At 60.9% G+C, this 19,714-nt stretch carries 22 protein-coding genes; 6 read left to right on the top strand and 16 right to left on the bottom strand.

The window, feature by feature from the left end:
• Nucleotides 1–5: 5 nt before the first annotated feature.
• From olsA to AC1DYF_RS06935, 5 genes are all read right to left on the bottom strand, one after another.
• The gene (olsA, locus tag AC1DYF_RS06955; protein ID WP_477875963.1) at nucleotides 6–815 is read right to left on the bottom strand and encodes a lyso-ornithine lipid O-acyltransferase; all 810 of its coding nucleotides are present in this window, start codon (nucleotides 813–815) and stop codon (nucleotides 6–8) included.
• On the bottom strand, nucleotides 812–1,240 hold the full coding sequence (locus AC1DYF_RS06950; protein WP_477875962.1) for a Fur family transcriptional regulator: 429 nt from the start codon (nucleotides 1,238–1,240) through the stop codon (nucleotides 812–814). The genes olsA and AC1DYF_RS06950 overlap by 4 nt, the downstream gene beginning before the upstream one ends.
• A 33-nt stretch (nucleotides 1,241–1,273) precedes the next feature.
• Nucleotides 1,274–1,777 (bottom strand): GNAT family N-acetyltransferase, encoded by a 504-nt coding sequence (locus AC1DYF_RS06945; RefSeq protein ID WP_477875961.1) that lies wholly within the window; start codon nucleotides 1,775–1,777, stop codon nucleotides 1,274–1,276.
• A gap of 78 nt (nucleotides 1,778–1,855) precedes the next feature.
• A complete protein-coding gene (gene tsaB / locus AC1DYF_RS06940; RefSeq protein WP_477875960.1) occupies nucleotides 1,856–2,503 on the bottom strand; it encodes a tRNA (adenosine(37)-N6)-threonylcarbamoyltransferase complex dimerization subunit type 1 TsaB in 648 nt (215 codons plus the stop codon).
• Between the two features lie 13 nt (nucleotides 2,504–2,516).
• Nucleotides 2,517–3,080 carry a NifU family protein gene (locus AC1DYF_RS06935; RefSeq protein ID WP_477875959.1) on the bottom strand — a complete coding sequence of 188 codons (564 nt, stop codon included), beginning with the start codon at nucleotides 3,078–3,080 and terminating at the stop codon, nucleotides 2,517–2,519.
• 223 nt (nucleotides 3,081–3,303) lie between these two features.
• Between AC1DYF_RS06935 and AC1DYF_RS06930 the strand changes: the two genes are divergently transcribed.
• Nucleotides 3,304–3,741 (top strand): hypothetical protein, encoded by a 438-nt coding sequence (locus AC1DYF_RS06930; protein WP_477875958.1) that lies wholly within the window; start codon nucleotides 3,304–3,306, stop codon nucleotides 3,739–3,741.
• Between the two features lie 74 nt (nucleotides 3,742–3,815).
• On the opposite strand, the gene AC1DYF_RS06925 is transcribed toward AC1DYF_RS06930, so the two are convergent.
• The 3 genes from AC1DYF_RS06925 to AC1DYF_RS06915 all read right to left on the bottom strand — a co-directional run bounded on the left by AC1DYF_RS06925 (nucleotide 3,816) and on the right by AC1DYF_RS06915 (nucleotide 6,515).
• A complete protein-coding gene (locus AC1DYF_RS06925) occupies nucleotides 3,816–4,307 on the bottom strand; it encodes a universal stress protein (protein WP_477875957.1) in 492 nt (163 codons plus the stop codon).
• Between the two features lie 72 nt (nucleotides 4,308–4,379).
• Nucleotides 4,380–5,444, bottom strand: a complete 1,065-nt coding sequence (trpS, locus tag AC1DYF_RS06920; RefSeq protein ID WP_477875956.1) for a tryptophan--tRNA ligase — start codon at nucleotides 5,442–5,444, stop codon at nucleotides 4,380–4,382.
• Between the two features lie 180 nt (nucleotides 5,445–5,624).
• Entirely contained in the window at nucleotides 5,625–6,515 is an 891-nt protein-coding gene (locus tag AC1DYF_RS06915; RefSeq protein WP_477875955.1) for an SDR family oxidoreductase, read from the bottom strand.
• A 133-nt stretch (nucleotides 6,516–6,648) separates the two neighbouring features.
• Between AC1DYF_RS06915 and AC1DYF_RS06910 the strand changes: the two genes are divergently transcribed.
• A complete protein-coding gene (locus AC1DYF_RS06910) occupies nucleotides 6,649–7,578 on the top strand; it encodes an AraC family transcriptional regulator (RefSeq protein WP_477875954.1) in 930 nt (309 codons plus the stop codon).
• Here AC1DYF_RS06910 and AC1DYF_RS06905 read toward each other — a convergent pair.
• The 5 genes from AC1DYF_RS06905 to AC1DYF_RS06885 all read right to left on the bottom strand — a co-directional run bounded on the left by AC1DYF_RS06905 (nucleotide 7,565) and on the right by AC1DYF_RS06885 (nucleotide 14,159).
• Nucleotides 7,565–8,221, bottom strand: coding sequence for a TetR/AcrR family transcriptional regulator (locus AC1DYF_RS06905; protein ID WP_477875953.1), 657 nt, complete (start codon nucleotides 8,219–8,221; stop codon nucleotides 7,565–7,567). The two genes, AC1DYF_RS06910 and AC1DYF_RS06905, sit on opposite strands and share 14 nt — an antisense overlap.
• A 78-nt stretch (nucleotides 8,222–8,299) precedes the next feature.
• On the bottom strand, nucleotides 8,300–8,704 hold the full coding sequence (locus AC1DYF_RS06900; protein WP_477875952.1) for a VOC family protein: 405 nt from the start codon (nucleotides 8,702–8,704) through the stop codon (nucleotides 8,300–8,302).
• Nucleotides 8,704–10,299, bottom strand: a complete 1,596-nt coding sequence (gene murJ / locus AC1DYF_RS06895; protein ID WP_477875951.1) for a murein biosynthesis integral membrane protein MurJ — start codon at nucleotides 10,297–10,299, stop codon at nucleotides 8,704–8,706. Before murJ ends, AC1DYF_RS06900 begins: the two co-directional genes overlap by 1 nt.
• The gene (locus AC1DYF_RS06890; protein ID WP_477875950.1) at nucleotides 10,296–13,148 is read right to left on the bottom strand and encodes a [protein-PII] uridylyltransferase; all 2,853 of its coding nucleotides are present in this window, start codon (nucleotides 13,146–13,148) and stop codon (nucleotides 10,296–10,298) included. Before AC1DYF_RS06890 ends, murJ begins: the two co-directional genes overlap by 4 nt.
• 168 nt (nucleotides 13,149–13,316) lie before the next feature.
• Nucleotides 13,317–14,159: an oxidoreductase gene (locus AC1DYF_RS06885; protein ID WP_477875949.1), complete on the bottom strand. Its 843-nt coding sequence runs from the start codon at nucleotides 14,157–14,159 to the stop codon at nucleotides 13,317–13,319.
• 106 nt (nucleotides 14,160–14,265) lie between these two features.
• On the opposite strand from AC1DYF_RS06885, the gene AC1DYF_RS06880 reads away from it, so the two are divergent.
• The 3 genes from AC1DYF_RS06880 (at nucleotide 14,266) to AC1DYF_RS06870 (ending at nucleotide 15,904) form a co-directional block, all read left to right on the top strand.
• On the top strand, nucleotides 14,266–15,219 hold the full coding sequence (locus AC1DYF_RS06880; RefSeq protein ID WP_477875948.1) for a LysR family transcriptional regulator: 954 nt from the start codon (nucleotides 14,266–14,268) through the stop codon (nucleotides 15,217–15,219).
• A 69-nt stretch (nucleotides 15,220–15,288) separates the two neighbouring features.
• Complete coding sequence (locus AC1DYF_RS06875) at nucleotides 15,289–15,573, top strand: type II toxin-antitoxin system RelE/ParE family toxin (RefSeq protein WP_477875947.1); 285 nt, start codon at nucleotides 15,289–15,291, stop codon at nucleotides 15,571–15,573.
• Nucleotides 15,574–15,583: 10 nt separating this feature from the next.
• Entirely contained in the window at nucleotides 15,584–15,904 is a 321-nt protein-coding gene (locus AC1DYF_RS06870; protein WP_477875946.1) for a HigA family addiction module antitoxin, read from the top strand.
• A 44-nt stretch (nucleotides 15,905–15,948) separates the two neighbouring features.
• On the opposite strand, the gene AC1DYF_RS06865 is transcribed toward AC1DYF_RS06870, so the two are convergent.
• The 3 genes from AC1DYF_RS06865 to AC1DYF_RS06855 are packed head-to-tail and all read right to left on the bottom strand — an operon-like array spanning nucleotide 15,949 to nucleotide 18,655.
• Nucleotides 15,949–17,139, bottom strand: coding sequence for a pyridoxal phosphate-dependent aminotransferase (locus AC1DYF_RS06865; protein WP_477875945.1), 1,191 nt, complete (start codon nucleotides 17,137–17,139; stop codon nucleotides 15,949–15,951).
• A gap of 17 nt (nucleotides 17,140–17,156) precedes the next feature.
• Nucleotides 17,157–17,780, bottom strand: coding sequence for a TetR family transcriptional regulator C-terminal domain-containing protein (locus tag AC1DYF_RS06860; protein ID WP_477875944.1), 624 nt, complete (start codon nucleotides 17,778–17,780; stop codon nucleotides 17,157–17,159).
• Nucleotides 17,780–18,655, bottom strand: a complete 876-nt coding sequence (locus AC1DYF_RS06855; protein ID WP_477875943.1) for a dimethylarginine dimethylaminohydrolase family protein — start codon at nucleotides 18,653–18,655, stop codon at nucleotides 17,780–17,782. The genes AC1DYF_RS06860 and AC1DYF_RS06855 overlap by 1 nt, the downstream gene beginning before the upstream one ends.
• A 234-nt stretch (nucleotides 18,656–18,889) precedes the next feature.
• Here AC1DYF_RS06855 and AC1DYF_RS06850 point away from each other — a divergent pair, with 234 nt between their 5' ends.
• Nucleotides 18,890–19,663: an ABC transporter ATP-binding protein gene (locus AC1DYF_RS06850; RefSeq protein WP_477875942.1), complete on the top strand. Its 774-nt coding sequence runs from the start codon at nucleotides 18,890–18,892 to the stop codon at nucleotides 19,661–19,663.
• The last annotated feature ends 51 nt before the right edge of the window (nucleotides 19,664–19,714 follow it).

Raw genomic sequence — 19,714 nt, 5'->3', positions numbered from 1 at the left:
GAAGTCTAATCTTCAGAGCTTGCTCGAGGCGTGGGGTGTAGCGATCGTTCGAGCATGTCGCGGACTTGGTCGTCGGCGGTCTGGGCGAGCAGCTTGCGGTTGGTCGCCGCCGTCACCTCGATGGGCGTGCCGAAACTGACCTCCACGTCGAGAGCGCCGGTCTCCAGTACGCCGATCAGATGCGGCATCAGCGGCACATTGCCCGGCCAGGCCGTGACCGGCCGATGGTAGTGGCCCATCGGCATTCCATGAATTCTGGTATAGGCGACGGCGACCGGCTGGACGAAGACCCGGCCTTGTGCGGCGGTGGAAACCGCCGATGTCGCCGCGGCAAACAGCGTCGACTTTGTCGGGAAGAGGCGGTTGCCATCCGACGTCGTGCCTTCCGGAAAGAGCACGACAATCTCGCCGGCATTCATCCGGTCGGCGATCTCATTGGCCTGCTCCTGGCTCTTGCGCTTCTGCTCGCGCACGACGAAGACCGAACGCTGCAGCCGCGCCAGGATGCCGAAGACCGGCCAGTCGCGCACCTCGATCTTGGCGACGAAGGCAACATCGGCCACCGAAGCCAGCACCAGGATATCGAGCCAGGAGGAATGGTTGGAGACCAGCATCAGCGGCCGGCGCCGTTCGAGCACGCCGCGCGTCGTCACCCTGACACCGATCAGCTTGAGCGCGATGCGGTGCCAGTAGCGCGGCATGCGCACGCGCCAAGGATGCTTCAGCCAGAGAAACAGCAGATGAATCGGAAACAGGATCACGCTGACGACGACCAGCAACGTGATCGCAAGGATGATGCGAATCCTGGCGATCACTTTTCGTCCTTGGCAAGCGGAATGCCATAGAGTTCCAACCGGTGGTCGACCAGTTTGAAGCCGTGTTCGCGGGCGATCTTTTCCTGCAGCGCTTCGATTTCGGCGGAGTGGAATTCGATCACCCGGCCGCTCTTCAAATCGATGAGATGGTCATGGTGCTCGTCCGGCACGGTCTCGTAACGCGACCTGCCCTCGCGGAAATCATGCCGCTCGATAATGCCGGCATCCTCGAACAGTTTCACGGTGCGATAGACGGTGGCGATGGAAATCCGCGGATCGACGTCGGACGAGCGTTTGTGGAGTTCTTCAACATCGGGATGGTCCGTCGACTGCTGCAGGATGCGGGCAATCACACGGCGTTGGTCGGTCATCCGCAGCCCGCGTTCAGCACAAATTTCCTCAAGCGTCCGCGTGATGTCCGCCATCTCGGCATTCCCTAAACTTCGTTCGATGAGGGACTAGCGGAGATCAAGCCGCATGACAAGCGCCGTGGATTTCCGACCCCGACCGTCGTTATAATAGCCCTTACGCTCGGCCACCTGCTTGAAACCAAGCTTGCGGTAGAGGCCGATCGCAGCGTCATTGCCCTCGTCGACTTCGAGAAAAAGGGTCTCGCCTCCGCGGGCGCGAATCTCCCGCATTGCAGCAAGCATCAGCCGCCAGCCGAGGCCCTGCCGCGGATATTTGTCGGAGACGACAATCGTCAGGATTTCCGCCTCCCCGGCCGCTTCGCGCGCCAGAACGAATCCGCCCAGACCCGGCACGCCGGAGGTGATTCGGGCGCTGAAACCGAAGACGTTGGACTGGCCGAGCAGGGAGTGAAATTCTCCATCACCCCAGCCGCGATAGAAGCGTTCGCCGTGAAGTTGCGAGAAATCCCGGCAATCCGAGGCATCCGCGGCGAAAACATCGAATTCCACCTTGCGGGTGAAGAAGCTTTCAAGCAACGAGACCGGATTCATGGGCGTTTCCGTCAAAAAGAATGCAGTTCCTTCACTATGGCCGCAAAAGATTGAAGAATCTCTATGATCCTTTAGAACTTATGCGTGTTGCACTGCGAAACCTGTTTGCGGCTTCGCATCAGCGCCGCGGATATAGAGCGGGCTGGCTTTGACGTCTGCCGCAAGCCTCGCGCCGATCCTACCGACGATATCGAGCGGGATCATGTCGATCTGCGGCGAGGCTGCACCGCTCAGGATCAAAGCGCCCGATCCGGCCAGCATTGCGTCTGCTTCTGCAGCGAGCCTCAATGCTTCGTCATAATGCAAGGCTTGCGGCTCACCGCGCGTCGAGCCGTCGCCGGTGAAAAGCTGCGCGTAGAGTTCCTCGCGCCGGGCATCGATCAGCGCCAGCACCGGCTTGTCCCGGCCCAGCATCGGCTCTGCGACAACCGACAGCGTCGTGACGCCGACCGCCGGAATGCCGAGCGGCAGAGCGAGCCCGCGCGCCATCGCCACGCCGACGCGAATGCCGGTGAACGAGCCAGGACCGATCGTCACCGCAATGCGGTCGAGCGCCTTGAGCGGCAGCCCGGCCTCACGTGCCGCAGCCTCGATCATTCCCGGCAGGATTTCCGCATGACCCTTGCCGATCGTCTCGGACTGGAGCGCAAGCATGTGTGCTGCGCCGGCATCAAAAATGCCGGCCGCGCATTCCGGCCCGGACGTGTCGATCACCAGCAAGCGCATAAAATTCCGTCGATCAGACGGCCTCGACTTCCCGCACTTCCGGAATGAAATGGTGCAACAGGTTCTGCACGCCATGCCTCAGCGTCGCCGTCGATGACGGGCAACCGGAGCAGGCGCCCTTCATGTTGAGGAACACTTTGCCGTCCTTGTAACCCTTGAAGGTGATGTCGCCGCCATCCTGGGCGACGGCCGGACGCACGCGCGATTCCAGGAGTTCCTTGATCGTGGCGACCACGGTTTCATCCGCCGGATCGAAGAACTCGTCTTCACTCTCCGCTGCCGCCTTGCCCGAAAGCCCGCCCATGATCGGCGCGCCGGACATATAATGTTCCATGATCGAACCGAGGATCGCCGGCTTGAGGTGCTGCCAGTCGGTATCGTCCTTGGTGACGGTGACGAAATCATAGCCGAAGAACACGCCGGTGACACCGCGGATGGCGAACAGCCGTTCGGCCAGCGGCGACTCTTCGGCATCGTCAGCGGAACGGAAATCGGCGGTGCCGTTTTCCAGCACGACCTTGCCGGGCAAAAATTTCAGCGTCTGCGGATTCGGCGTGGATTCGGTCTGAATGAACATCGGTCTCTCCATGTCCAGGCGGGTCAAGGCCGTCGGATTTAGAATTGTTCAAAAACAAATAGGCCGTTTGGCTGGAGGTCGCAAGAGTAAAAGAGGTGAATCGGCGTCAAGATTTCATCGCGTCCTAGTGCGCAAAGCGCTGCTTTCTGGAAATATGTCATAGAGGATGAGGGTTTGATATCGTCGTCGATAGCATCAGAAGATGGATAACGAAGGGGCAGAGATGAACAGCTCGACCGGCTTTTTGCGAGAGTTTCCCAACGTCGAGTCCGGCTGCTCGGTCATTTTCGACGACGATGGGCGTGTTGCCTACGCTTACTTTCTGGACAATAAAAGAAAAGTCGTTGGCGATGTCTGGATCTACAATCGTTGCGAAGCGGCTGCGGAACCCGAATGGACTGTGCCGAATCTGGCGCCCTTCGCCAACCCAATGGGATATGCTGCGAGCCATGAGAACTTCTCGCCGACAGCGGACATTTCGGACATAAGAGTCGACTGGGAGTACGATTGCGGCGGACGATTGGTCGCTTTCATTTATATCCGCAATAGCCTTGCGGCTGCTTTGGCCGGTGGCGCTAGGCCGGGTTGGTCGGCACTCGCGGCAAAGGACGGACCGATTGCCCGGACCATGAAAACCGCTCCGCTCCCAAAGTCTTGTTGAAAATACGCTTCCGTTGTCGTTACGTTGGCCGGCAAGCGACAACAAACGCGAAGAGGTATTCCCGAAAAACGCTGTCACGCCAGCGCGTCGATCTCTTCATCCGTCAGTGTTTCCGGCACGATGGTGACCGGGATCGGGAAGGCAGTGCCGCGTCCCGCCACAGAGGAGACGAGCGGGCCTGGGCCTTCCTTGGCGGCGCTGGCGGCGAGCACGAGGATGGCGATATCGCGATCCTCCTCGATCAATTGCATGATCTGCTCGGTCGCCTTACCCTCGCGGATGACGAGTTCCGGCTCGATGCCGACTGCCTCGCGCACCTGCTGGGCGACCTTGGAGGTCACCGTTTCGGCCTCCTCGCGGGCCTCGGCGCGCATGATTTCGCCGACGCCGATCCACTGGTTGAAGTCGGCATCGGCGATCACATAGATCAAAACCACGCCGCCGCCGGAATTCTTGGCGCGCATGGCGGCGTAGCGCACGGCGCGGGCACATTCCGGCGTGTTGTCGATCACTGCCATGAATTTGCGGCGGTGGCCTTCGAGCCGTGACTGTCTTTTGGAAACCATGTGCCGGATGTCTCCCGTAAACCCGGAATTCACTCCGCCGCATCGTGCTGCGGCGGAGTTGTCATCCGATTCTTAGCGGAGAAATCCGATGATGTCTTTGACTTCGTTCATCACGACTTCAGCCCGCTCGCCAGCCCGCTCGCCGCCCTTCTTGAGAATGGCGTCGATATGGCTCGTGTCGTCCATCAGCCGCCGCATTTCGGCGGTGATCGGCGCGAGAACGCTGACGGCGAGATCAACCAGCGCCGGCTTGAACACCGAGAACTGCTGGCCGCCGAATTCGCCGAGCACGTCGGCCTTGGTCTTGTCGGCGAGCGCAGCATAGATGCCGACGAGGTTTTCGGCTTCCGGACGCCCGGCGAGGCCTTCGATCTCTGATGGCAAGCCGTCGGGGTCGGTCTTGGCCTTGCGGATCTTCTTCGAAATCTCCTCGGGATCGTCGAGCAGGTTGATGCGCGACAGGTCCGACGGATCGGATTTCGACATTTTTTTGGTGCCGTCGCGCAGGCTCATGACGCGGGGCGCCGGACCGTCGATCAGTGGCTCGACCATCGGGAAATAGGCATGGATCTTCTCCTCGCCGACGACGATATCCGTGCCGAGGCCGGCCTTGCGGATATGATCCTGATAGTCGAGATTGAACTTCATGGCGATGTCGCGGGCGAGCTCAAGGTGCTGCTTCTGGTCGTCGCCGACGGGCACATGGGTGCCGCGATAGACGAGAATGTCAGCCGCCATCAGGCTGGGATAGGCGAGCAGGCCGAGCGAGGCATTCTCGCGGTCCTTGCCGGCCTTGTCCTTGAACTGCGTCATGCGATACATCCAGCCGATGCGGGCGACGCAATTGAACACCCAGGCGAGCTCGGCATGCTGCGGCACGGCCGACTGGTTGAAGACGATATGCTTTTCCGGATCGATGCCGGAGGCGATGAAGGCGGCGGCGATGGCGCGGATTTGGCCGCGCAGGTCGTCGTGCACGAGCTGTGCGGTCAGCGAATGCAGGTCGACGACGCAATAGATGCAGTCATTGCCGTCCTGCAGCGCCACGAACTTGCGGATGGCGCCGAGATAATTGCCGAGATGCAGGTTGCCGGTCGGCTGCACGCCGGAAAAGACGAGTTTCTTGAATTCACCCATAGGAATGTCCTCGGTTAGGCTGGTGGAGGGCCCCAGGGCCAACGGCCCATGTTGCTAACGCGCGGGCTTATGCACGTCAGCGAAGACGGGATCAAGAGGATATTGCGGGAGAAAGAAAATGCAGGAGGCCGGCGCTTGCCGACCTCCAATTTTTGATATTCAAACGCCTATTTGGACCGATCAAACCTGGAAATATGCCGGTTGGTCGATGTCGGCGAGCAGGCCCGGCTGGGTCGGCTGCCAGCCGAGCACCTGGCGGGTCTTTTCGCTCGAAGCACGATTGTCGATCATCGCGAAGTGGGTGAACCAACCGAAATAGTCGGCAGCCTCCTCTTTCGACTTGCCCAGCACCGGCACACCCAGCCTGCGGCCGATGACTTCGGCGATCTGCCTGAACGGTACGCCCTCACCCTCGAGCGCATGATAGCGGCTATCCGCTGTGCCCTTCTCCAGCGCCAGCCGATAGACTTTCGCCGCGTCGAGGCGATGCACGCCCGGCCAGACATTCTCTCCTTCGTCGATATAGGCGGCAGCACCTTTCTCACGGGCTATGCCGATCAGCAGGGGCACGAAGCCGTGGTCGCCGACGCCATGCACCGAGGGCGGCAGGCGGACGGCCATGGCTTTGACGCCTTTCGCGGACTGGGCGAAGACCGTCTGTTCCGAGACGCGCGGGATGGCATTCGGAGGCGGGGCCAGCGTGTCCTCGGTCACCAATTGGCCGGGTGTCAAGAGCCCTGTCCCCGAGGTCACGATCAGCGGCCGGCCAGAGCCGGCTAATGCATCGCCCAGCGTTTCGATCGCAGCTCTGTCGATCTCGCAATTTTCCTTGAACTTCGAAAAATCATGGATGAACGCGGTATGGATCACGCCATCGGCATCCTTGGCGCCGTTCCGCAAACTGTCGAGGTCGGTGAGTTCACCTCGATGCACCTTGGCGCCGGTGGCGGCGAGCTTTTCCACCGCCGCATCCGACCGCACCATGCCCAAGACCTCATGACCCGCGCCCAGAAGTTCCTGGACGACGGCCGAACCGACAAAACCGCTGGCACCCGTGACGAAGACTCGCATCACGACTTCTCCTTCTCTCGCATTGGAATGGATGGGCCGCTTCATCCGGCCGCTGCGGAGTTGATAAGCGATTGAGCCGATACGATCTATGCTGTAGCGTCTCGATTATCTTCGAGATCGTCCGGAGAAGCTTATGGATCCCCTTTCAGACGTCCTATCCTTGCTGAAGCCCAGAAATTACCTTTCTGCCGTCTTCGACGCTGCAGGCCCATGGTCGGTGCAGTTTCCAGATCAACAGAAGAGCATCAAAACCGGCGCTATCGTGTCGGGACAATGCTGGCTCTCAGTGGAAAACGTGCCTGAGCCGGTTCTGCTGACAGCCGGAGATTGCTTCATTCTGCCCAGCGGACGGCCGTTCTGTATGGCTTCGGATTTGTCCGTCCCGACCGTCGAGGCGGCAGCCGTATTTTCATTGGCGCGACGTGACGGTGTCGTCACCTATAACGGCGGCGGTGATTTTTCGCTGATCAGCAGCCGCTTTGCCGTTGGGGGCGAAAACGCCGATATCCTGCTGAGGGTGCTGCCGCCCATCGTCCATATCCACAACGACCAGCCGGGTCAGTCTGAGCTGCGCTGGTCGATGGAGCGGATGATGCAGGAATTGCGCGAACAGCAGCCCGGCGGTTTCCTCGTCGTCGAACATCTCGCGCATATAATGCTGGTCCAGGCGCTCCGCATGCATCTGGCCGAAGGCGAGAAGGGTGGCGTCGGCTGGCTCTTTGCGCTCGCCGACAGGCAGATCGGCGCGACGATCAAGGCCATGCATGACGATCCCGCCTATCGCTGGACGCTCGAGGCGCTCGCCGAATGCGCCTGCATGTCGCGCTCGACCTACGCGCTGAAATTCAAGGAAAAGGTCGGCAAACCGCCGATGGAATATCTGATGAACTGGCGGATGCTGCTTGCCGGCGATCGATTGACCAATGGCAGCGAGCCGGTCTCGACCATTGCGCTGTCGCTCGGCTATGAATCGGAAAGCGCCTTCAGCACCGCGTTCAAGAAGCGGATGGGCTGCTCGCCGCGGCAATATGGCCGCGCTGTGCCCAGTACTATCGCGGCATGAGTTCCGACAGCACCTGCGGTGCGATCGCCAGATAGGCGCGCATCTGGTCCTTGACGATCATCGGCAGGTCGCCGGACACTTTCGTGTGGTAGGCATAGCGGCGGATGCCGACGAAGATATTGGTCGAATGCATCCCCCAGACCAATTCCATCTCGCGCTCGAACATCGCAATCTCGTCGAATCCCGGATAGCCGAATTGCGCCCGCACCTCGCCGATCAGCGCGGTGAAAAGCTCGCTCTCCACATGGCTGAGATAGGCTTGCGCGAAAGATGGATCGTCGAGGGCGGCATACCAGAAACCGCGATACCATCGGTCGACATAGATTTGTGGCAGATATTGCTCGTAGAAGCCGACGATCCTGTCGGCGAGCGGACGCGTCCGGTCGGTCAGGATGAGCCGCCATTGCGGGTCCCAATGGGCATTCTGGATCGAATCGCGGATAGCGCCGATCAGGTCCGCCTTGGTCGGGAAATAACGATGCACCAACGGCTGCGTGACTTTCACGCGGTCGGCCAGTTCCTGCACGGTGATGCCGAGGCCTTTTTCTGAGAAAATATCGATCGCTGCATCGAGCAGCAAGCGCCGCCGTTCCTCGGCCGGAAGATTGCGACGGGTTGCCGGTGCGTCGTCCTTGTTCAGCAATCGTTTTTCCATATGTCCGGTTTGGCATGAAAACCGGAGCTTGGAAATCGCGATTTTCGCAAGATCACAAGGGTTTTATCAGTTGGACGATGCCTGTCGCCTGTGCTCGATCAGGTCCCAGAAATTGCCGAACACATCCTTGAACACGGCAACGGTGCCGTAATCCTCATGCCGCGGTTCCTCGATGAATTCGACGCCGCGCGAGCGATAGAGCGCATGGTCGCGGGCAAAGTCGTCGGTTTGGAGGAAGAAGCTGACACGACCGCCCGTCTGGTTGCCGATGGCCTTCGTCTCTTCGTCGTCACCGGCACGGGCGAGCAGGATGCCGGCGCCGGCCACCGGATCAGGCTTCATCACCACCCAGCGCTTGCCGTCACCGAGCGGATCATCGACCGCGAGCGCAAAACCGAGAACGTCGCGATACCAAGCGATGGCCGTGTCATAATCCGGCACGACAAGAGTGACGAGGAACAGTGAGCGCATCAGTCGTCTCCGCCGGTGGCCGGTGCGGGTGTGCCGCCGCCGCGCTTGATGTTACGGCGAAGCATGCCGACGCTGGCGCCGCCAATGGCGAAGGCCGTAACGAAATAGACGACCATGGCAAACCCGATCAGCGCGAACACGCCGACGACCTCGTGCAGAATACCGGCACGCCGGGTGATGAACTGGTCGGCATAGGCAGCGGCATAGTGTACGGCCACGGCCATGATCAGGGCGGAAATCGCCAGCCGGATAAAGCGGCTGACAAAGGCTCTGTCGAAATGCAGATGGCCGCGCCGGATCAGCGTCGTGCCGAGCAGGATGGTCGAGATCCAGCCGGAGGTCACTTCGGCGGTGGCGATGCCCCGCTCGGCGAAGAAGGGGAAGAGCGACACGGCGACGATGCAATTGCAGACCACGGCGAAGGTGGTGAAGCGCATCGGCGTCTTCGTGTCCTCGCGGGCGAAAAAGCCGGGATTGAGCGCCTTGATCAACACGAAGCCGGGCAGGCCGAGACCATAGATGGCGAGAATGGCGGAGACGCGCGTCGTCATCTCCGGATTGAATGCCCCATGTTCGTAAACGACGCGGATGATATCGTGCGACAGCATCCAGATGCCGACAGCCGCCGGCAGCGTCAGGAACAGCACGAACTCGATCGAGCGGTTCTGGATATTGGAGGCTTCGCGCTGATAGCCGGCCCGAAGCGACCGCGACAGTTCCGGCAGCAGCACGACGCCGACGGCCACGCCGACGACGCCGAGCGGCAGCTGATAGATACGGTCGGCATATTGTAGCGCCGCGATCGCGCCTTCCTTGGTCGAGGCGATCATCTGGCCGATGATCTGGTTGATCTGGGTGATACCGCCGGTCACCGCCGCCGGGAAGGCCAGCACCAGGAGCCGCTTGACGTTCGGCGTCATCCGCGGCCGCCGGAAGCCGATGGTCATGCCGGCATGCAGCACGCCGAGATAGAGCACCCCCATCTGCAAAAGGCCCGCCCCCAACACGCCCCAGGAAAGATACCAGGCGGTCGTCAGGGGATCGGCATGCGTATAGAGCGCATAGCCAAGCGCACCGATCATCAGCACATTGAGGAAGATCGGCGCCACCGCGGCAGCAAAATAGTGATGCAGCGAATTGAGCATGCCCGACAGCATCGCCGTCAGCGACATGCACATCAGGTAGGGGAACATGACGACGGCGAGCTTCACCGTCACGGCATACTTCTCGCTGGCCGAATCGAAGCCGGGCGCGATGATGGTGCGCACGATCAGCGGCATCGCCAGTTCCATGACGATGGTGATCAGCAGCAGAATGGTGAAGAGGACGCCGAACACCTCTTCGGAGAAGCGCTTCGCAGCTTCCTTGCCGCCGCCTTCGATCTCCTTGGCAAACAGCGGCACGAAGGCGGCATTGAACGCGCCTTCGGCAAACAGACGCCGGAAGAGATTGGGGAAGCGGAAGGCAGCGTAGAAGGCGTCGGCCATCGGCCCGGTGCCGAGGGCTGCGGCCATCAGCGTTTCGCGGGCGAAGCCGAAAGCGCGGCTGCCCAGCGTCGCACCGCCGACGGTCATGAATTTCTTGACGAGGCTCATTCGTTCTCTGCCGGTTTCTTCACAAGCCGGCCCTTTGGAGACAGCGGCGCCACCACGCCCGGCGCGACCCGCGCCTCGCCGTCGTCGCTGCCGTCGCCGATCACGGTCTTGAGCCGTGCCGCGATCAGCGACTGGCGATTGTCGGTGGTGATCTTTTCGCCGGTCAGGTCGGTGACGTAGAAGGTGTCGATCACCTTCTCGCCGAATGTGGTGATGCGCGCCGAGGTGATGTCGAGCGACAGGTCGGCCAGCATCGAGGTGACATCGGAGAGCAGGCCCGGACGGTCGAGGCATTCGATCTCGATGACGGAGAACCTATTGGACAGCATGTTCGAGATCGTCACGCTCGGCGCGATGACGAAGGTCTTGTCCTGCTTGCGGTTCTTGGTGCGCGTGGCAATTACTTCGGGCAGCCGGCGTTTGCCGGACAGCACGTCTTCGATCGTTTTCGAAATCGTGCCGGCGCGGCGCAATTCGTCGGCATCTTCCTTGAACTGCCGGCTGATATGGATCGTGTCGAGCGCCCGGCCAAAGGCGGTGGTGAAAATCTGCGCATTGGCGATATTGGCGCCCGCTGCGGCGCAGCAGCCGGCTATGACCGCCAGCAAGCGCGGATGGTCGGGCGCGAACACCGTGATTTCCGTGATCGCGTGGAAACTGTCCGTGCGCACCATAGTGGCGAGCGCCTTGTCCTCGCGGTCGGCATCGCGAATGAACGTGGTATGCCGGATCTGGTCTTCGAGCGGCACCGACAGCAGATAAGGCTGATAGTGCATGCGCACATAGGCGTTGCGCTCGCTGTCCGGCCAGTCCGACAGCGCGTCGGCGAGCCGGTCGCGGGCGATATGGGCGCGCTCGGTGCGCGGGCTTTCGGAAAAGCCGCCAGCAAGCACCAGTTCCGCCTCATAATAGAGAATCCGCAAGAGCTGGCCTTTCCAGCCGTTCCAGACGCCGGGGCCGACGGCGCGGATATCGGCGACCGTCAAGATCAGCAGCATTTTCAGCCGTTCGAGCGATTGCACCTTGCTGGTGAAATCGGCGATCGTCTTCCAGTCGTTGAGGTCGCGCGTCTGCGCCATCATCGACATAACAAGATGTTCTTCGATCAGCCAGGCGACCATTTCGGTCTGTTTCGGCGTCATGCCGAACCGCGGGCAGAGTTTTCGCGCGACTTTCGCGCCCGCGGTCGAATGATCTTCCGGGCGGCCCTTGGCGATGTCGTGCAGGAGCACGGCGACATAGAGCGCCTCGCGATCTTCGATGCCCTTGATCAGGCCGGAGATCAGCGGATGCGTTTCCGCGCCTTCGCCCTTTTCGATGCTGGAAAGAATGCCGACGGCGCGGATCAGGTGCTCGTCGACCGTATAGTGATGATACATCGAGAACTGCATCATCGCGACGATCTTACCGAATTCCGGAATGAAACGGCCGAGCACGCCTGCTTCGTTCATTCGTCTGAGAATGAGTTCCGGGTCACGCCGCGACGTCAGGATGGCGAGGAACTGCCGATTGGCCTCCTCGTTGTTGCGCAGCGTATCATTGATCAGCCCGAGCGAGCGGGTGACGTGCTTGAGCGCGTTCGGATGGAATTCCAACCCGTTCAGATCGGCGATGTGGAAGAGGCGGATCAGGTTCACCGGGTCACGCTGGAACACGTCGGGCCGGCTGAGATCGATACGGCCCTTGTCCTCGACGAAATCCTGTGTACCGGCGATCTTGCGGCGGCGATGGGCGAAGCGGCTGAAGACGCCGCTCAGACCATGCGGTTCCTTCACCTGCTCGTCTTCCAAGGCGGCGCAAAGAATGCGCGTCAGGTCGCCGACATCCTTGGCGACGAGGAAATAATGCTTCATGAAGCGTTCGACGGCCGACAGGCCAGGTCGGGGCTTATAGCCGAGAGCGGTGGCGACATCCGATTGCAGGTCGAAGGACAGCCTGTCCTCCGGCTTGCCGGTGATGAAATGCATGTGGCAGCGCACCGCCCAGAGGAAATCCTCAGCCTTTTCGAACAGCCGATATTCCGTCCGTGACAGCACGCCAAGCTGGACGAGATCGGCTGTGTCGTGGACGCGATAGAAATATTTGGCAATCCAGAACAGCGTGTGCAGGTCGCGGATACCGCCCTTGCCTTCCTTGACGTTCGGCTCGACCAGATAGCGGGTATTGCCGGATTTCTGGTGCCGGTCATCGCGCTCGGCAAGCTTTGCTGCAACGAATTCGGCCGCGGTGGTGCGCACAATCTCGTTGTCGAAGCGGGTTTCGAGTTCTTTCTTCAGCGCGACATTGCCGCAGATAAAGCGGGTTTCGAGGATCGCGGTACGGATGGTGATGTCGGTCCTGGAAAGCCGGATGCATTCCTCGACCGTGCGCGTCGCGTGTCCCACCTTCTGGCCCATATCCCAGAGCAGGTAGAGAATGAACTCGACCACCTTCTGGCTCCAGGCGGTCTGCTTGCCCGGCAGCAGGAAAAGCAGATCGATGTCGGAGCCCGGCGCCAGCGTCGCCCGGCCATAGCCGCCGACGGCGGTGACGCAGAGCGTTGTCGAACTCGACGGGAAGACATAGCGGGTGGCAAAGTCAAAGGCCTGCATCAGGAGCTGGTCCTGAAGCCAGGAAATGCGCCGGGCGCAGCCCATGCCGGACCCATCCTCGTTGAGGATCTGGTGCGCCTTTTCCCGACCTTCCTGGTTGGTGCTGCGGAAATAGGCAAGCAGTGCGGCGCGCGATGCTTCCGGATCGGCCTTGTACTTAGCGCCTATTGCCGCAACGCCGGCCTGGAACGCGGCGACGTCGAGGATGTCCGGATCGCCCGTCTCGGTCTTTTCCGCCAGGGCCTGCTTCTGCTGCATCAAAGAGTTCCTCTCCGGTAATCGCCGGATGCCGGGGCTATAGCCTGAAGCCTTAGCGAAATACAGAAAATTGTTTGCGCGGCGCTTAACACCACGCGATTGGGCCAAAAATTCGGCGGGCGTCGCAAGACGCCCGCCGACCCGAGACAAGAGATGCGGAGAGGCTGCTCAATGCTGGTCGAGGCGCGTGTCGCGTCCGACTGCTTCCCAGGTTTCGAGGTCGGCCAGCAACGCCTTGGCGTGGTCGCGGATGGCATCGATCGCATCGCCGCCGAGCTGCAGCCGAAACGGTGTCTTGTCTGCCGCCAATGCTTTGTCGATTGCCGCCGCCGCCTTCAGCGGGTCGCCATCCTGGGTGCCATCCATCTCTTGCATCGCTTTGCGCACGCCGGACAGCGCGTCGCGATAATCGTCGTGCACGGGCATGAATCGCTCCGAGCTGCTGACCAGCGCGGTGCGGAAGGCGCCCGGCTCGACCACCAGTACCTTGATACCGAAGCTCGAAACCTCCTGCACCAGCGCCTCCGAATAGCCTTCGAGCGCGAATTTGCTGGCGGAGTAGGCGCCGACGCCGGCAAAGGACATCTGGCCGCCCATGCTGGAAATCATCACGACCGCGCCGCTCTTCTTCGCCCGCATATGCGGCAGCGCAGCCTGCGTGACCGCGGCCGCGCCGAAGAAATTGGTATCCATCAGCGCCCGCAACTCATGTTCGGGCGTCTCCTCCGCCGCACCGACAATGGCATAGCCGGCATTGTTGACCAGCACGTCGATGCCGCCGAAACGCTCAATGGCGGCGGCCACCGCCTGCTTGGCGTCGTGCGGCTTCGTCACGTCGAGTTCGTGAACGAGAACACGGCCCGGCGCCTTGGCTTCCAATGCTCCAAGCTTCGCAACCGTGCGAGCCGTGGCACCGACATTGTAGCCTTTCGACAGGGCGTAGTTGGCAAAGGCATGGCCGAAGCCCGAGGATGCGCCGGTAATGAACCATGTAGGGATATGAGCAGTCATTTGTCGTCTCCTTCGCTCAGCTTGTCTGCTGGAGAGGAACTTATGCGGAAGTTCGGACAACGATAAGACAGTTCAATTCGTATAGATTATGCGATATGGCTCATGAATGGACAGAGATTTGCTCGTTCACTTTCCGGTCTTTCTCTCCGTCGCCCGCCGTGGTGGCTTTGCCGCCGCGGCTGCGGAACTTGGCATGAGTCCATCAGCCGTCAGCCACTCGATCCGCCAGATCGAGATGCGCCTTGGTCAGCCCCTGTTCGCCCGGACGACGCGCAGCGTGGCACTGACGGAAGCCGGCCGTAGCCTTATGGACTCGGTCGGCGACGCTTTTCTCGAAATCGGCGAGGCGGTCGACCGGCTGCGGTCGAATGCCGGTACTGTCGCCGGGCATCTGAGGCTCAGCGTCCCGCGCACGGCGCTCGACATCGTCGTCACACCGGTGCTGGCAGAACTGAGCCGCCGCCATCCGGACCTCGTTGTCGAGATCGCCAGCGAAGACGCCTCGATCGACATCATTTCGCGCGGCTTCGACGCCGGCGTCCGGCTCGGCGAGATGATCGCGCAGGACATGATCGCCACGCGACTGACGCCGCCTTTCCGCATGATCATGGTCGCCTCGCCGGCCTATCTGGCACGCATGGGCGAGCCGAAACGCATCGCCGATCTTTCGGATCACAATTGCATCCGCTTCCGGCTGATTTCCTCGGGCGCGCTTTATGATTGGGAGTTGGAGGAAGCCGGCAAAGATATCAAAGTGGCAACGAAGGGAACGGTGATTGTCACCGATGCGACCTATGCCAAGGAACTCGCCCTTGCCGGAGTGGGAATCGCTTATTTAATGGAACCGCTGTCTCGGCAGGAGATCGAGGTAGGCAGACTCGAAGTCGTCCTCGCCGAACACGCCGTCGAAGAGCCGGGCCTGTTCCTCTACTATCCACGGAAAGCATCGACGGCCCCGAAGCTCAGGGCCTTTATCGATGTCGCGAAAGAAGTGCTGACAGCGAGAGTGGATCGAACGTGGATGGCAAGCCAGAACCAGTTTGAGGCCAAGAGCTCTTAAGCTGTTACGATGAATTTTGTGGAGATAAATTATGCTTTACGTAACTCGTAAATCTCGGTAGTTTACTGCATGATTGTGAGCTATCGCGATAAACGCACCGAGCGGTTTGCCCTTGGTGATCATGTGCGAGAGTTTTCGGGTTTTGCGCGCCAAGCTGAAATACGGCTTGATCGGTTGGAGACGGCGCAGAATTTGGGTGACCTCGCGGCATTGCCGGGAAATCGCCTTGAGGCGTTGAAGGCCGACAGGGCGGGGCAGTATAGCATCCGCATCAATGACCAATGGCGGATTTGCTTTGAATGGCCGGCGAATTCATCCGGCCCGACGAATGTAGAGATTGTCGATTATCACTAGGAGAATGCACATGGCCCGCACCCCTATTCATCCCGGCGAGCATCTCGCCGAAGAGCTGCATGAGCTGGGCCTTTCTGCGGCGGAGGCCGCACGTCAACTGGATGTGCCAGTGAACCGGATCACCGGCATCATCAATGGGCAGCGGGGAATCACGGCCGACACCGCCTTGCGCCTCGGTCACTGGTTCGGCACGACCCCCGAATTCTGGCTTAATCTCCAGCTTCTTTACGAACTTCGCCTGGCGCAAAATGAAGTCGGTGAGAAGATCGAGCAGTTGCCCCGCCTTGATCGCAAGTCGATGCCGGCCGAGTTTAGGCCAGCCTCGTTGTGACACGGTTATAAGCTTTCGAAGTGGGAGCCTGACGACTGCCCTCTTTACGCCCGCCGTGCCGCTGGCGGCGTCAACTGTTCGCCAAGTTCCGCGATCCGGTCGACGGCGATCCGGAGATCGTCGTCCGGCACTGTCAGCGACAGCCGCACGAAATCGACCGCCTCGGCGCCGAAGGACGAGCCGGGCATCACGGCCACATGCTTGTCTTTCAACAGCTTCCAGGCAAATTCCTCGCCGGAAAGCCCGGTTCCGGTAACATCGAGCAGGATGAACATGCCGCCTTCCGGCATCAGCGGCGCGATCGTGTTGGAGCCCTTGATATGCTCGGCGACGATTTTTGCGCGGCGGAAATAATTGGCCTTCATGATCTCGGCGGTATCGAAATGTTCGTTGAGCGCCATCGCCGTCATGTCGGCGATGAAGGGTTGGCCGCCGAACAGCATGGTTTCGGAGACCGGCAGCAATCGTTCGCAGAATTCCACCGGCCCTGCTGCCCAACCGCTGCGGAAGCCCGGTGCGGCATGCGATTTAGAGATCGACGACACCGCGATCACCCGTTCGGCCAGGCCCGGATCGTCGAAAGGTGAGAAGAACGATTTGTCGAAGATCAGCTGTTCATAGACTTCGTCGCAGACGATCCACAGGTCATGCTTGCGGCAGACCGCGCCGATGGCATCGATCTCCTCCTTCGACAGCACCGCGCCGGAGGGATTGTGCGGATTATTGAGCAGCAATACCCGGCATTCCGGTGTGATCGCCGCTTCGAGGTCGGCGGCCTGCAGATGGAAGCGTTTTTGCGGATGCAGCGGCACCGGAATGAGCTTCGCCCCCGTCGAGGCGACGACACCTTCATAGGTCGCATAGAGCGGATCGCCGGTCAGCACGGTATCACCCGCCTCGACAAGGCCCATCATGACGGCGAAAAGCGCAGTCTGGGTGCCCGGGAAGCAAAGAATGTTGCGTTCGGTGACATCCGACCGGCGCTTGCGGTATTTGTCCACCAGCGCTTTGACGATCAACGGTTCGCCGCGGCCGTTGGAATAGCGGGTGCGGCCGGCATACATGGAGCGTGCGCATTCGTCGAGCAGCCGCTTGTCCGGTGCCAGGTCGGGCTCGCCGATCGTCAGTTCGATGACCGGGATGCCCGAATGGACCATGTCGCGCGCCTCGACATGCACGGCCCATTTGCCGGAACCGAGACCCGTCAGACGGTTGGTGATCGAAGCGTAGCGCATTGTCGTTCCTTTCGTTCTCAGCCGAGCGCGAGCCCGGTCAGTTTCTCGACGGAGGCAAGTGCGATCCGTCCAAGTTCTCCGTCGGCAAACATCTCGCCGGCCATGCAGCCTTCCAGCCACAGTCCGTCGATCAAGCCGTTGATGGCGATCGCCAGCGACCGCTGCTCGCCGTCGATAACGGCTCGGTCCGCGGATTTCATCGCGTCGCCGAGCAATTGTTCCAGCGTGTCGCGATAGGAGAGGTAACCTTCGCGGTGGATGGCGGCGAGCGCCGGGTCGACGCCGGTCTGCGAGATGAAGGTCGCCCAGAGCGACAGCATCCGCTGGTCGATGACCGGTTCCTGGAAATTGGCCAGCACGAAGATCTTCAGCCGCGCCGCTGCATCGTGGATCTTCTCGTCGGCAGCCTTGCTGGCGCTCTCGAACATCGTGAACACGACTTCGCGATAGGCCGCCTGGAACATCAGTTCCTTGCTGACGAAATAGTGCCGGATCAGGCCCGGCGTGACGCCGGCCCGGTCGGCGATCTGGCGGACGGTCGCACCCTGGATGCCATATTCGGCGATGCAGTCGAGCGTGGCGGCAATCAGGTCCTGCCGCCGCACATCCTCGCTCTCGTGATGGAACGACCGCCGCGTCATCAGCCCTCCCGGAGGATCGGTCGGGTGAGGCAGGTCGGCCCGCCTTCGCAGGCGATGCACAGCGCATCGGCCACAAATGTCTCGACCTCGCAGCCGGCCGCTTCCATGGCGGCTTTCGTCTTCGGAAAACCTTCGACCATGATCACCTTCTTCGGCGAGGTCGGCAGCACGTTGAGGTTCAGGCCATTGCTCGCGGCGAATTCTTCCTCGGGCGCAACGATCATGGTGATGCCGCGTTCCCTCAGCAACAGGTAGAACGAGGCCGGCAGCAAAGACGCATGCACCAGCGCCAGGTCATCGGCCAGCGGCGAAATGACGCTCATCAGATGCAGGCAGGCTTCCTCGCCCTGCCAGAGCGGCAGGTCGAAGCCGAGCACGGTAACGCCGAGCGGCTTCAGGATTTCGGCCACCTGGTCGATGCCAGCCTGGTTGCTGCGCACGCCGCGGCCGATCGCAAGCGTCTTTTTGTCGATCCAGACGCAGTCGCCGCTTTCGACCGTGCCGGGTGCCGTCAGCCGGCCGAGAATCGGCACATCAGCCTTGCGATAGGCCGCTTCATGCAGGTCTCCTTCCGCCAGGCGAAGCTTCTTGCCCATGCGCAGGATGACAGCACCGTGATCGGTGACGAAGGACGGGTCCTGCGTGAACATGGCATCGGCCAAGCCATCGCCATTGTCTTCGATCCATACAATGGCGGCGCCGGATTTCTCCACCAACGCGGCGAAATGCGCGTATTGCGCTATGGCTTTTTCCGCATCGAAGGTCGGGCCGTAATGCCATTCGTGGGCATCGGCAGCGAGCAGGCTCTTGCCGGGCCGGCGCATCAGCACCTTGGTCAAACGGGAAGACATGGCCTGCGAACCATAGGCGTTCATTCTCACGCACTCTCCATTTTGGGCATTTCCGGAGTAAAATCCGGCAGCTATGACTTTTATAGATTATACACTTGAATAATTGCAAAACAAGTGCTTTACTGATTTTTAACACGCCGGTCGGAGGCCAGTTGCCGACACGGAATAACGAATAACTGGGGAACATGAGCCGTTGTGTCTCTCGCAACGGCTTCAAGAAAAGCGGGCGCGTAAAAGCAGCCCGGTATTGGCGGTATCATGACAGACTCGGCGCAAGCCATCGAGATTGTAGACCTGCATAAAAAATTCGGACCGCTGGAAGTGCTGAAGGGTGTATCCCTCTCGGCCAAGCAGGGCGATGTCATCGCCATCATTGGCGGCTCCGGTTCCGGCAAATCCACCTTCCTGCGCTGTATCAACTTGCTGGAGCAACCGAGCGCCGGCACGATCACCATTCATGGCGAAACCATCGACATGAAGAGTGACGGGCGCGGCGGGTTGACGCCTGCCAATCACAAGCAGGTGCGGCGCATCCGCACCCAGCTCGGCATGGTGTTCCAGAGCTTCAATCTCTGGCAGCACATGACCGTGTTCCAGAACGTCATCGAAGTGCCGGTTCATGTGCTCGGCGTGCCCAGGGACAAGGCCGCGGCCACGGCCGAGACGATCCTGCGCCGTGTCGGGCTGCACGAGAAGCGCGACATCTATCCTGCCTTCCTGTCGGGCGGCCAGCAGCAGCGTGTGGCCATTGCCCGCGCACTTGCGATCGAGCCGCTGGCCATGCTGTTCGATGAACCGACATCGGCGCTCGATCCGGAGCTCGTCGGCGAAGTGCTCGCCGTCATCGGCGACCTCGCCAAGGAAAAACGCACGATGATCCTCGTCACCCACGAGATGAAGTTCGCGCGCAATGTCGCCAGCCATGTGGTGTTTCTCCGCAATGGCCTGATCGAAGAACAGGGCCCGCCGGATCAGGTGTTCGGCGCACCCAAATCCGAAGCACTGAAGAAGTTCATCTCTTCGGTGCACTAGCGCATGTCTCCCGAAAATCGGAACCGGTTTAGGGACGAAGACAGGTGCAAA

Source organism: Rhizobium sp. P2_G9 (assembly GCF_056403475.1).
Note: the sequence above shows the minus strand (reverse complement) of the source record. Positions and strands in the feature narration are given on the sequence as shown.

Bases quoted from the DNA above. Each gene is read 5' to 3' on its own strand.
- AC1DYF_RS06950 (WP_477875962.1), bottom strand. From the start codon at position 1,240: ATGGCGGACATCACGCGGACGCTTGAGGAAATTTGTGCTGAACGCGGG.
- AC1DYF_RS06945 (WP_477875961.1), bottom strand. From the start codon at position 1,777: ATGAATCCGGTCTCGTTGCTTGAAAGCTTCTTCACCCGCAAGGTGGAA.
- tsaB (WP_477875960.1), bottom strand. From the start codon at position 2,503: ATGCGCTTGCTGGTGATCGACACGTCCGGGCCGGAATGCGCGGCCGGC.
- AC1DYF_RS06935 (WP_477875959.1), bottom strand. From the start codon at position 3,080: ATGTTCATTCAGACCGAATCCACGCCGAATCCGCAGACGCTGAAATTT.
- AC1DYF_RS06930 (WP_477875958.1), top strand. From the start codon at position 3,304: ATGAACAGCTCGACCGGCTTTTTGCGAGAGTTTCCCAACGTCGAGTCC.
- AC1DYF_RS06925 (WP_477875957.1), bottom strand. From the start codon at position 4,307: ATGGTTTCCAAAAGACAGTCACGGCTCGAAGGCCACCGCCGCAAATTC.
- trpS (WP_477875956.1), bottom strand. From the start codon at position 5,444: ATGGGTGAATTCAAGAAACTCGTCTTTTCCGGCGTGCAGCCGACCGGC.
- AC1DYF_RS06915 (WP_477875955.1), bottom strand. From the start codon at position 6,515: ATGCGAGTCTTCGTCACGGGTGCCAGCGGTTTTGTCGGTTCGGCCGTC.
- AC1DYF_RS06910 (WP_477875954.1), top strand. From the start codon at position 6,649: ATGGATCCCCTTTCAGACGTCCTATCCTTGCTGAAGCCCAGAAATTAC.
- AC1DYF_RS06900 (WP_477875952.1), bottom strand. From the start codon at position 8,704: ATGCGCTCACTGTTCCTCGTCACTCTTGTCGTGCCGGATTATGACACG.
- murJ (WP_477875951.1), bottom strand. From the start codon at position 10,299: ATGAGCCTCGTCAAGAAATTCATGACCGTCGGCGGTGCGACGCTGGGC.
- AC1DYF_RS06890 (WP_477875950.1), bottom strand. From the start codon at position 13,148: ATGCAGCAGAAGCAGGCCCTGGCGGAAAAGACCGAGACGGGCGATCCG.
- AC1DYF_RS06885 (WP_477875949.1), bottom strand. From the start codon at position 14,159: ATGACTGCTCATATCCCTACATGGTTCATTACCGGCGCATCCTCGGGC.
- AC1DYF_RS06880 (WP_477875948.1), top strand. From the start codon at position 14,266: ATGGACAGAGATTTGCTCGTTCACTTTCCGGTCTTTCTCTCCGTCGCC.
- AC1DYF_RS06875 (WP_477875947.1), top strand. From the start codon at position 15,289: ATGATTGTGAGCTATCGCGATAAACGCACCGAGCGGTTTGCCCTTGGT.
- AC1DYF_RS06870 (WP_477875946.1), top strand. From the start codon at position 15,584: ATGGCCCGCACCCCTATTCATCCCGGCGAGCATCTCGCCGAAGAGCTG.
- AC1DYF_RS06865 (WP_477875945.1), bottom strand. From the start codon at position 17,139: ATGCGCTACGCTTCGATCACCAACCGTCTGACGGGTCTCGGTTCCGGC.
- AC1DYF_RS06860 (WP_477875944.1), bottom strand. From the start codon at position 17,780: ATGACGCGGCGGTCGTTCCATCACGAGAGCGAGGATGTGCGGCGGCAG.
- AC1DYF_RS06855 (WP_477875943.1), bottom strand. From the start codon at position 18,655: ATGAACGCCTATGGTTCGCAGGCCATGTCTTCCCGTTTGACCAAGGTG.
- AC1DYF_RS06850 (WP_477875942.1), top strand. From the start codon at position 18,890: ATGACAGACTCGGCGCAAGCCATCGAGATTGTAGACCTGCATAAAAAA.